The sequence below is a fragment of the Methylobacterium sp. Leaf93 genome, assembly GCF_001422345.1.
GTDB lineage: Bacteria > Pseudomonadota > Alphaproteobacteria > Rhizobiales > Beijerinckiaceae > Methylobacterium > Methylobacterium bullatum.
In genome coordinates, this window is record NZ_LMMS01000021.1 from 1 (window position 1) to 5,770 (window position 5,770).

General features: G+C 58.8%; 3 protein-coding genes and 1 pseudogene. 1 reads left to right on the forward strand and 3 read right to left on the reverse strand.

The window, feature by feature from the left end:
• A pseudogene (locus ASF26_RS11730) lies at nt 1–99 on the forward strand (IS5/IS1182 family transposase); the annotation flags it as partial.
• A 26-nt stretch (nt 100–125) separates the two neighbouring features.
• On the opposite strand, the gene ASF26_RS11735 reads toward ASF26_RS11730, so the two are convergent.
• From ASF26_RS11735 to ASF26_RS11745, 3 genes are all read right to left on the reverse strand, one after another.
• Nucleotides 126–734 (reverse strand): PAS domain-containing protein, encoded by a 609-nt coding sequence (locus ASF26_RS11735; protein WP_056253875.1) that lies wholly within the window; start codon nt 732–734, stop codon nt 126–128.
• A gap of 658 nt (nt 735–1,392) precedes the next feature.
• On the reverse strand, nt 1,393–4,119 hold the full coding sequence (locus ASF26_RS11740; RefSeq protein ID WP_056253878.1) for an EAL domain-containing protein: 2,727 nt from the start codon (nt 4,117–4,119) through the stop codon (nt 1,393–1,395).
• Between the two features lie 205 nt (nt 4,120–4,324).
• On the reverse strand, nt 4,325–5,770 hold a 1,446-nt coding region (locus tag ASF26_RS11745; protein ID WP_162240225.1), incomplete at its 5' end, for a calcium-binding protein.

Genomic DNA, 5,770 nt, shown 5'->3' on the forward strand with positions numbered 1-5,770 from the left:
CTCAAAGACTTCCGTCGTATCGCCACCCGATACGACAAGCTGGCCCGCAACTATGCCTCCGCCGTCGCACTCGCCGCTGTCATCGCCTTCTGGTGCTGATTGAGTCCAGACCCTAGAACGGGCTTCTAGTTCATCTCGCTGTATCGCCTGCGATCCGACAGCTTCGCGAGGGCCCGCCCAACCTCCAATAATAGCATATCGCTCATCCTATGGAGGAGGGGTTCAGGAAGCTCATGGATGGCTTTTCTGGCTGCAAGGCAATGCTCGGCAGCGCGTTCTAACGGGTGCTGGGCCTGACACGTCAGACGAGAACTCTCATCTTGGTTGCCAAGACGCGATTGAGTAATATCAATCAACACGCCGCTTCCACGCTGAGGTCGTCCTGCCTTGTCTAGAGCAATACGCCCCCGATCGAGGACCCAGCGGACGACACCATCAGCCGAGCAAACCCGGTATTCAAACGTGCAGCACAGGCCTGTCTCCGTACTTTGCTTGATCTCGCGGGTAAAGCGCTCACGATCGTCCGGGTGAACGCCGGCGCGAAAGGCATTGAGTGAGGTGCCGTCCGCTGCTTCAGCGGGGTCAAGATTGAACACGAGTGCCACCAGGGCGTCAGCATAAACGCGATCATTCGGAACATCGTAGTCCCATCGCCCGATCACGTCGGACGCGTCGAGCGCCTGCTGCAGCAGAACCTGCGAAACCTGGGCCTCGCGAGATATGATTGTACCCACTCGTGCCCCACAGATCCGCTTCCATGCAACCTGAGAGTACGATAAGCCCAGAAAATTATAAAAGCGATACCGGTAGAAATTTACTACCACACGGGGTAAGGCAGGGGAAATTATTATTCAATTTTAGGTTGTTATTATGGAGGCGATAGGGGCCGTAAGCTGCGCCTCAGTGAAGCCGATCCGTTGCTCATGGAAGGCTCGCGCGTTCCTGTTGTTAAGCTCAAAGTCTCGAGATCGTTGAGCGCTCGACTGAAATCCTGGACTGCAGAGACACTGTGTCTTTCCGTAGCAGGCCTACGCGATACGCAGAATGTCAGCTGTGACGAGCGGAGAGTCGATTTGGCAATGCGCCAAAATTGCCTGGATGTTATTGAGGCTTTCGTGCGCGTCTTTGACCCAAACAAGCGCAAGCACCTTATCAAGGTCATTCGCCCTGCCGGCAAGTATGACTATTTATAAAGCCCTGTCGCTCATTCGCTTCCGCTGAATACCCGAATAAAATGGTGATCAACGGTATCAATATTACCTTCGTAAGAAGTTCGCAGCAAGGTTCAGCACGCTTGATATCGAATGAATGCTATAAATATTTTTCACATCTCCAGACGCACCGTGGAACGCGAGTGGCCCATGGGCATGCTCCGAAATTACATGTTGCAATTTATACTTGTATCAACCCGATGCGTTTCTGGAATTTCGATACGAAGTCATTTAATGATACTTCTTCTAATAAATCTGTTGTTTCATCGGCTGGCAGTGGTCGACTGACCAGATAACCCTGTATGTCCGTACAGCCGTCTAAACCGACCTGCTCAAACTGATGACGGGTCTCGACGCCTTCCGCGGTCACAGTTGCTCCAAATTGCGACGCAATCCCCACGACGGCCCGGACAATCGCCGCGGCAGCCGGGTCGTCGATCTCGTTGACGAAGGATCGGTCAATCTTGATACTGTCGAACGGGAAGCGGCGCAGATAGCTGAGCGACGAGTAGCCGGTGCCAAAGTCGTCGAGCGCAATGCGAACGCCGAGGCTTTTCAAACGACGCAGGCAGGCGATCACCGCCTCTGCGTCTTGGACGAGAACGCTCTCGGTGATTTCCAGGACGAGACGATGAGGCGGGAGACCTGAGGTCGTCAAAGCCGATATGACATTGTCTTCAAGCCCTGGCTGCTGGAACTGAACGGCGGAAACGTTGACGGCAATCCGTAGATGACCGGGCCAGGACGCGGCTTCTCGGCATGCCTCATGGAGCGCCCAGGAGCCGAGCGACACGATGAGTCCGGTTTCCTCGGCTAACGGAATGAACGCGCCGGGTGCAATCATTCCACGTGTTGGGTGAGGCCAACGCATCAGCGCCTCGAAACCGACGATCCTGTGGTCAGACAGACGCAGCACGGGCTGATAATGCATGGCAAAGCTGCCGCATAGGATGGCCTCACGCATCTCCAACTCAAGCTGCATGCGGGTCTCGATCGCCGCATCCATACCGGCTTCGTAGAAACGATAGCTGGTGCGCACTGCTGCCTTGGCGCGAAAAAGCGCGAGATCCGCGTTCTTGTACAGGATCTCTGGCATGTCGCCATCTGCCGGGGCCAGCGCGATCCCGATGCTGACGCCGACAGTCACAAGGACCCCGCCTAGGTCGAGCGGTTGGCCTACCGCATCGATCAAACTTTGTGCGAGAGAGCTGACGTGGTGCACGTGGTCTACATGCGAGATAATGAGAGCAAACTCGTCGCCGCCAAGCCGTGCCACGACATCGCCGTCGCAAATGTTTGCGCTTAAGCGCGTGGCGATCTCGCAAAGCAGTTGGTCCCCCGCAGGGTGGCCGAGCGTATCGTTTACGGACTTGAACCGATCGAGGCCAAGGCACAGCAGTGCGGCCTGGCCTCTGCCGCGGCGAACGTCGAGCAGCCGTTGCTCCAAGTGCTCGTAAAAAACAGTTCGGTTGGGCAGGCCCGTGAGCGCATCGTGGCGAGCCATGTAGGAGATGTGGTGCTCGGACGCTTTACGCTCAGAGATATCAATATTCGTGCCTACCATGCGCAGCGGGACGCCTTGCTCGTCTCGCGAGACCACTCTGCCCCGTGACAGAACCCATGTGTAGTCACCTGACTTGGTTCGTATACGACGCTCGGAGGCGTACACGGCGCTCCGCCCCTCGAAATGCTCTGCGATAAGTGCCAGTGTCTGCTTCAGGTCGTCAGGGTGGGTGAGCCCCAGGGATGTGTCGATATGCGCTTCGAGCTCTCCTGGCTCATAGCCAAACATGGTGTACCAGCGGTCAGAGTACCAAACCTGCCCCGTGGTGACGTTCCAATCCCATAAGCCATCGCTGCCACTGTCGAGGGCAAGGGCAAGACGCTCCTTGCTCATGCGTAGGCGCTTCTCGCTTTGAATGAGAGCGTCCTGGGTCGTGCGTCGTTCAGTGACATCGAGATCGAGACCGACGATGCGCAGCGCCTTGCCCGTTACCTCATGGCGAATGATGCGACCAAAGCTCATGAGCCAGCGGTACCCGGCACTGCCCTCGGGGCGCCTAACCCGATATTCGACCTTGTAGGTCGTCCCGTCACGAAGTGCCGCTGTGTGCGCTGCCTGGACGAGGGGAAGATCCTCCGGGTGTACCCGTGCGGCCCATTCCGCGATGCTGATGTCGATCCAGTTTGTTGAGCTCGACTCGCCATGGAACCCAAGCATGAGGGCACTCTCAGGAGAGTTCTGCACGACATCTTCATCGAAGCTCCACTGCCAAATTCCTGCTCCGGCGGCTTCCTGGGCAAGCCGGAGAAGATCGGCTGTCTGCTCGAGTTTCTCATGGGCAGTCCGATAGCGCTCTTCACTCGCTCTCGTCAGCATCTCCGATCGTATACGCTCGTCCAACGTGGCCTCGGCGGCGATTCGCGCGCGATGAAGTTCGATGTGAGCGACGACAATCTGAGCGAGGCTTTCAAGTTGGGTTCCCTGCAACTTGGAAAACCTTCGCGGCTTGGTGTCGACGAGGCACAATGTGCCAAGTCGAATGCCTGATCGAAGAACAAGGGGAGCGCCGGCGTAGAAGCGGATGGCATTCTTACCCATGACCAAGGGGCTGTAGGCAAAACGTGGGTCCATTGTTGCATTTTCTACAACGAGAACGTCGTCTGATAGAATGGCATAGGCACAGAACGAAATTTCACGTGACGTTCCATCGACAGCGATCCCACACTTGGCCTTGAACCATTGTCGCTCGCTGTCAATGAGCGTGATGAGTGCGACAGGCACGTTAAACAACGCAGCGGCCGTGCTGCACACGGCATCGAAGTGGGCCTCAGGCGCCGTATCGAGGATGCGCAGATCGCGCAGTGCCGCGAGGCGCTCGCCCTCATTTGGCGGAAGCGGCGGCATGGTTGTTCCATCACTGATGGTCGTTCTTACGACCGGGTTAACTCACGCTACTCGTCAAAGGTCGAAAAAATTTTGTAGGCGCAATCGGTTGCTTAGCTTACAGATACTGCAGAAGAATTTGCCCGCCGCCACAATCAAATCTGTTCTTTTACTTCCAGAAAGAAGGGGCCGCCTAACGGCGCCCCCTTCATGACGTTGAATAGCGTCAAACGATGAACGACCCACTGTCGAGGACATGGTGGCCCTGGAGGAGGACGGCGAAATCGGCGGCTCCGTCGCCGTTGGTGTCACCCTGCAGGAGGGTGTTGCCGCCCCCGAACTTCACTCGCAGCTCCCCGGCCTCGCCCGAGAAAGCCTCGGTTCCGACGAACTGGAAGCCCTGGTCTCCGGCCAGCCCGGAATTCGCATCGATCGCGCCGAAGTCGAGACGATCGCCTTGGGCAAAATCGAAGTCCTTGACGATGTCGCGTCCGCCGATGGAGACGTCGCTGTCGGTGGCGGCCTTGAACACGAAGGTGTCGGCACCGGCGCGGCCGTAGAGCAGATCACGGCCGTCGCCGCCATAGATCGTGTTGTCGCCGGCATTGCCGTAGATCTGGTTGGCGCCGGCATTGCCGTTGGCGGTGAGATCCGCGGTGCCATTGAGAACCATCTTCTCAATGTTGGCCTCCATCGTGTGGCTGACGGTCGAGCGGATCGTGTCGTAGCCCTCGCCCGACTGTTCGATGGCGCGATCCCCGGCATTGTCGACGACGTAGGTGTCGTTGCCGGTGCCTCCCCGCATGGTGTCGGCTCCGCTGCCGCCCAGCAGGGTGTCGTTGCCGCCGTTACCCGTCATGACGTCGTTGCCGGCGCCGCCGCTCAGACGGTTGCTGCCGTCATTGCCAGTGATGGCGTTGTCGAGGTCGTTGCCGGTACCGCTGAAGCCGCGCGTTCCCGTCAGGATGAGGTCCTCGACATTGGCGGAGAGGCCGTAGCTCACCGAGGCATAGACCGTGTCGTGGCCCTGGCCCGGGAGTTCCACGATCTTATCGCCGACCCTGTCGACGAAGTAGGTGTCGTCACCGAGACCGCCATACAGGGTGTCGTTGCCGGTGCCGCCATCGAGAACGTCGGCTCCGCCGTTGCCGAACAGGATGTCGTTGCCGCCCTCGCCATGGAGAACGTTGTCCCCGCCGGTGCCGAAGATGGCGTTGTTCAGGGCGTTGCCGGTCCCGTCGAGATCTCCGGTTCCGGTCAGGACGAGGCGCTCGACATTGTCCCCGAGGGTGTAGTCGATCGAGGAGCGCACGGTATCGTTGCCCTCCTGGGTCAACTCGATGACCCGATCGCCGGCATTGTCGACCACGTAGGTGTCGCTGCCGGTGCCCCCGCGCATTGTGTCCGCACCGGTACCCCCAAGGAGAGTGTCGTTGCCCCCGAGACCGGAGAGCGTATCGTCGCCGGCGCCCCCGTCGAGACGGTTGGCGCCGCTATTGCCGGTGAGGCCGTCGGCGCCGTTGCCTCCGGTGGCGTTGATGGCGGCGGAACCTGTGAGGATGACGTTCTCCACATTGGCGCCGAGGCTGTAGGTCACCGACGAGCGGACGGTATCATTGCCTTCGCCGGCGGCCTCGATGACCTGATCGCCCGTGGAATCCACGACGTAGAC

What these genes read in the sequence shown, in the direction of transcription:
- ASF26_RS11740 (WP_056253878.1), bottom strand. Translation starts at nt 4,119, where the DNA reads ATGCCGCCGCTTCCGCCAAATGAGGGCGAGCGCCTCGCGGCACTGCGC.